At 52.8% G+C, this 5,443-nt stretch carries 3 protein-coding genes; 2 read left to right on the top strand and 1 reads right to left on the bottom strand.

Annotation, left to right across the window (positions count from 1 at the left end):
• The first annotated feature begins 381 nt into the window (after positions 1 to 381).
• Together QZV31_RS12805 and QZV31_RS12800 are read left to right on the top strand one after the other, a co-directional pair.
• Complete coding sequence (locus QZV31_RS12805; RefSeq protein ID WP_295361379.1) at positions 382 to 684, top strand: hypothetical protein; 303 nt, start codon at positions 382 to 384, stop codon at positions 682 to 684.
• Between the two features lie 73 nt (positions 685 to 757).
• Positions 758 to 3,679 (top strand): amino acid permease, encoded by a 2,922-nt coding sequence (locus tag QZV31_RS12800; protein WP_295361377.1) that lies wholly within the window; start codon positions 758 to 760, stop codon positions 3,677 to 3,679.
• A 342-nt stretch (positions 3,680 to 4,021) separates the two neighbouring features.
• On the opposite strand, the gene QZV31_RS12795 is transcribed toward QZV31_RS12800, so the two are convergent.
• On the bottom strand, positions 4,022 to 5,443 hold a 1,422-nt coding region (locus QZV31_RS12795), incomplete at its 5' end, for a hypothetical protein (RefSeq protein ID WP_295361375.1).

The raw sequence follows: 5,443 nt of genomic DNA, 5'->3' as shown, positions 1-5,443 counted from the left end.
GCCATGTATAAATCCAAAGAGCGGGGAAAACATACTTTTACGTTTTATACAATTCTTTAGAAGACTGCTCGGCAGGGGCGAAACAAAAAGATCTTTTTTGTTTTGTATAAAAAGTCTGTAGGAAAGAGTTAAACCCAAGTAGTGGCTGGTGAAGTAAACCCCAATTTAACACAGTACACTATTCAACAGTCGTGGAGCTTCAACATCCACGGCTGTTTTTTTGTATGGTAAATCCCAGTTTATTACAGTAACCTATTCGACAGTCGTGGAGTTTCAACAAACTTCTATGGCTGTTTTGTTTTAGTACGGCAATTCAATTCAAGATAAAGTTGACTTGTATTTTTACATAAAAATGATAAAATATAATAATATAGAAATATCATGAATAGTGTAAAAAATTCGATAAAAGGGGTTGACAACCAATGTCATGTTGGGCTACTCTTTTCAGAGCAGAGCAGAGCAGAGCAGAGCAGAGCAGAGCAGAGCAGAGCAGAGCAGAGCTATGCGACATATTGCGGCACTGCATTACGTTGCTTTGCGCTTGGTGGCGCAAAGTACATCAACAGGATAACTATACCCCTTTTCCTTTGCGTGGTGGTTGTCGTTTCAGTGTTGCAACATCTGTTAAAACTATATACAGGCGATATTGATCAGGTAAAAGAATTGCAGTATTCTTTTGCCTGATATTTTTTATTGCGAAAGATAAAATCAGCATTGTTTCAAAATGAAATTACCTAATAGTAGGAGAATAACGTTTATGGAAGAGTTTGGTTCATTCAAAGAACGGAAAGAAGGCCTTGCGCCGTATCTTTCCCCGCTGGGAGCCTGGGCGCTGGCTTTCGGCTGCGCGGTAGGCTGGGGCGCCTTCGTTATGCCGGGCAATGTGTTCCTGCTCAAGGCAGGACCTCTGGGAACCTCCGTCGGCATGGCCGTGGGCGCGTTGATCATGCTGCTGATCGGGGTGAACTATCACTTTATGATGAACCGGTTCCCGGATGCTGGGGGCGCTTTTGCCTTTACTAAAAATGTGCTGGGGTATGATCAGGGCTTTCTGAACGCCTGGTTCCTTGTGCTAGCCTATATCTCCGTGCTGTGGGCCAACGCTACGGCGCTGGCGCTGTTGGGCCGGCGGCTTATGGGCGATACGCTGCAGTTTGGTTTCCATTACAGTATGGCCGGCTACGATGTTTACTTGGGAGAAATCCTGGCAGTGGTGGCGGCCATTGTCCTCTGCGCGCTGATCGCGATGCGGGGCGGCAGATTCGCAGAGCGGATTCAGATTCTGCTGGCGCTGGTCCTGTTCGTTGGCGTGGCGGTGGGCGGCTTTCTTGTGTATAAAAACAGCGGCGGGGAAGTCAGCCATTATTATCCTCTGTACGCTCCGGGAAAAACTCCCTTTATGGGGACCATGGCAATCGTCATGCTGGCTCCCTGGGCCTATGTGGGCTTTGAATCCATTTCCCACTCAGCGGAAGAGTTTACCTTTTCTAGGAAAAGATCCTTTGGGATTCTGGCGGTGGCGGTGGTGACGGCCGCCGTCACTTATATTACCCTTTCCCTCATGGCGGTTTCCGTCCTGCCGGAAGGCTGGTATGTGACCTGGGTCATGTACATTAAAGACCTTGCGTTCCTGGATGGGATAAAAGGACTGCCTACGTTTTACGCGGCATACGCAACCATGGGGGACGCCGGCTTTAAGCTCATCGGGGCGACGGTGCTGGGGGGGATTTTTACCGGAATCCTTGGCAATTATATTGCTTCCAGCCGTCTTCTGTATGCCATGGCCAGGGACAGAATGCTGCCGGACTGGTTCGGAGAACTGAACGAGTACCGGGTTCCCCGGAACGCCATCCTGTTTATCATGGCGGTTTCCGTCTTCGTGCCCTTCCTGGGCCGGACGGCTATCGGCTGGATCGTAGACGTGACCACCATAGGGGCCGTTGTGGTGTACGGATTCACTTCCTATACGGCGTTCCTGGAGGCAAGAAAAGAGGGAAACCTGTTTGTTACGGTTACTGGCTTTTTAGGCTGTATCTGCGCCGTACTTTTCGCTCTGTTCCTGTTCCTGCCGATTGAAGACGTGACCGCCGGGCTGGAAGTGGAGTCCTATGTTATCTTCATCTTCTGGAGTATCATAGGCTGCCTGTTCTTCCTGTATCTTTTGGAGAACGACAGGGACGGTCGCTTTGGCAAGACCACTACCGGCTGGATGTGGATGACGGCCCTGATCATCATTACTTCCATGGTATGGGTACAGGAGGCCTTCCATACCGTGACGTCCAGCACCGTAATTAGGATCAACGACTATCACGAGTTGCTGATGAAGAAATACCACGTAGCACGTACAATAGATGAGACCCTTTCTACCTCTTACTTTCTGAATAACCAGATGGGACTGATTCGCTCTGAACTGTTGAAGGACACAGGCATCCAGCTGATCCTGATTCTGATCGTGCTGGCGATTATGACCCTGGTTTACCGGACCATCCTGCGCCGGGAAAAGACGACGGAGCAGGAAAAGCTGCTGGCGGAATTGAGCAGTAGGGCCAAAAGCAACTTCCTTTCCAACATGAGCCACGATATCCGCACGCCTATGAACGCTATCGTGGGCTATACCGCACTGGCCAAAAAGGAAAAGGATCCGAAGAAGGTCGCGGATTACATGAACAAAATCGATGCCTCCAGCCATCACCTACTGGCGCTGATTAACGATGTGCTGGATATGAGCCGTGTCGAAAGCGGCAAGATGGAGCTGGAACTGGCCCCGGCCAATCTGGTTAAGACCCTGGACGAGGTGCGGGATCTGTTCGCGACCCAGATGAAGACAAAGAAGCTGGTCTTTACGGTAACAGCGGATGTGACCAACAGGACGGCGATCTGCGATAAGAACCGTCTGAACCGGATTCTGCTGAACCTGCTGAGCAATGCGTTCAAGTTTACGCCGGAGGGCGGTTCCGTATCCGTGAAGCTGATACAGACAGGCGCCGGGGAAGACATGGGCTATTACCAGCTGCGCGTGAAGGACACGGGCATCGGCATGAGCCCGGAATTCGCTGCCACGATGTTTGATGCGTTCACCCGAGAACGCACGGCGGAGGTAGCCGGCATTCAGGGCACAGGTCTGGGCATGGCCATCACCAAAAGCATCGTGGACCTGATGGGCGGCGAAATCAATGTAATCACGGAGAAGGATAAAGGTACGGAGTTTGTAATCCACCTGACTTTCCCTCTGGCGGAAGAACTTCCGGAAGAGGGAGAAATCCAGGAAAGCGGCGCCGCTGAGACGGATTCGGGGTTTGCCGGTATGCGCATCCTGCTAGTGGAGGATAATGCTATCAACCGGGAAATTGCCCAGATGATTTTGATGGAACTGGGCTTCAAGGTGGAAACGGCGGAAGATGGCAAGATCGCCCTGGACAAAGTGGCGGCGTCCGCCCCCGGGTATTACGACGGCGTGCTGATGGATATCCAGATGCCGGTGATGAACGGGTACGAGTCCACGAAAGCAATCCGCGCCCTGCCGGATCCGGAACTGTCCCGGATCCCCATTATTGCAATGACGGCGAATGCTTTTGCAGAGGATATCCAGCATGTATTGGAAGTGGGTATGAACGGTCACATCGCCAAGCCCATCAATATTCCAGATATGGTGGCTACGTTACGCGGGTGTCTTAAATAATATAAATGTATGCCGCAAGGTTCCGTGGCGTGCGTCCTGATATTCCTGAAATTACTTATTTTTGCCGGTTCATATTTTTTGAATTGACTAAATGACAATCTGACAATCTGGTATAAACCGAATAAATCGCAATTTATCTCGCTAAATTAATAATCGGAATCGCTAAAACGCGTTCTGGCAATCAGCTTTGTCAGGACGTGTTTTTTGTCTCCATTATTGCAAACCGTGATATAATGATATGTAATCAGATAAATAAAAAAGAATCTGCCTGTGGTGCGGATTTGAGTGACATAGACTGACAGAATTTTAGTAATAAAAAAGACCGTTCGTATACGAATCGTACTACGAACGGAACCGGAGGTCCCCACCGCCGGTCACATCCTGCCGCAAGGTAATGGTACCTTCCTGCCGGGTCCGGGCATCCAGGTTCCGGCCTGCCTCCACCTTGCCGTCAAAGGTGATGTCACCCTGGCTGGCGGAAGCGGTCAGATCCCGGCCGGATTCCACATTGCCCTGGAAGACGATGCCGCCGTTCTGGGTGCTGGCCTGGAGATCCCGGCCGGCCTGCACATTGCCGCCCAGTTCCAGGCTGCCCTGCTGGGTGGAAGTATGCAGATCCCGGCCTGCGGTCAGGCTGCCGTCCACCTTCACGCTGCCGCTGCCGGTGGACTCGGCCATCAGGTCATTGCCCGCCTGCATCTGGCCTTTTACCGTCACATTGCCGTTGGTGCCCCGAACCATCAGGTCGTTCCCGGCCTGCACATTGCTGTCCACGGTTACACTGCCGTTGTCAGACTGAGCGGTGGCGTCGTTGCCGGCGTCCAGTTTCCCTTTCACCAGCACATTGCCGCTGCCCGTCTTCACGGTGGCATCACCGGTCTTCGCTTCCACCTGCCCGTCGATGGTCACATCGCCATTCTGGTTCTTGATGGTTGCAGCCGTACCGCTCTGGACATCCCCGGTTACGACGAGATTGCCGTCCTGCTGGTTATCCAGGGTGATGCTGCTGCCCGCCGTGGCATTGCCGTTCTGGCGGAGGCCCTTCTGGGCTGTCAGTTCGATGGAACCGTTGGTAGCGGTCAGGTCGCCGCCGTTGGTCAGCATCATGCCGGCTTTCATCTTCAGATTCCGTCCAGCGGTCACTGCCTGTTCGTTGGCCATGGATTGACCGGAAGTCAGTCCCACATCCTGGCTGGCTTTCATCACGCCCTGGTTGTGCAGGTCAGTCTTTGCGTCCATGGTCACATCGCCGCCTTTGGCTTCCACATCCCCTTTGTTGGTGATGCTGCCGGTATCGGATTTCATGGTCACAGACGTACCTGCTGTCACGGCCTTATCGTTGGCCATGCCGCCGCCGGATTTCAGTCCCACACTCTGGCTGGCCGTCACGGCACCCTGGTTACGCAGGTCAGTCTTGGCGTCCATGGTCACGTTACCGTCTTTGGCTTCCACATCGCCGTTATTGGTGATGCTGCTGGCAACGGAGGTCATCCGTACATCCTGCTGGGCCGTCACTGCACCGGTATTGCTCATGGCTTCGCCAGACTGCAGATTCACAGAACCTGCAGTGGCCGTCAGTGCTCCGCCGTTGGTCAGCGTCGTGCTGGCTTTCATCTTCAGGTTCCGTCCAGCGGTCACTGCCTGTTCGTTGGCCATGGATTGACCGGAAGTCAGTCCCACATCCTGGCTGGCTTTCACCACGCCCTGGTTGTGCAGGTCAGTCTTGGCGTCCATGGTCACATCGCCGCCTTTGGCTTCCACATC

The sequence above is a fragment of the uncultured Succiniclasticum sp. genome (assembly GCF_902793885.1).
Classification (GTDB): domain Bacteria; phylum Bacillota; class Negativicutes; order Acidaminococcales; family Acidaminococcaceae; genus Succiniclasticum.
This window is presented reverse-complemented; position numbering and strand designations above follow the sequence as displayed.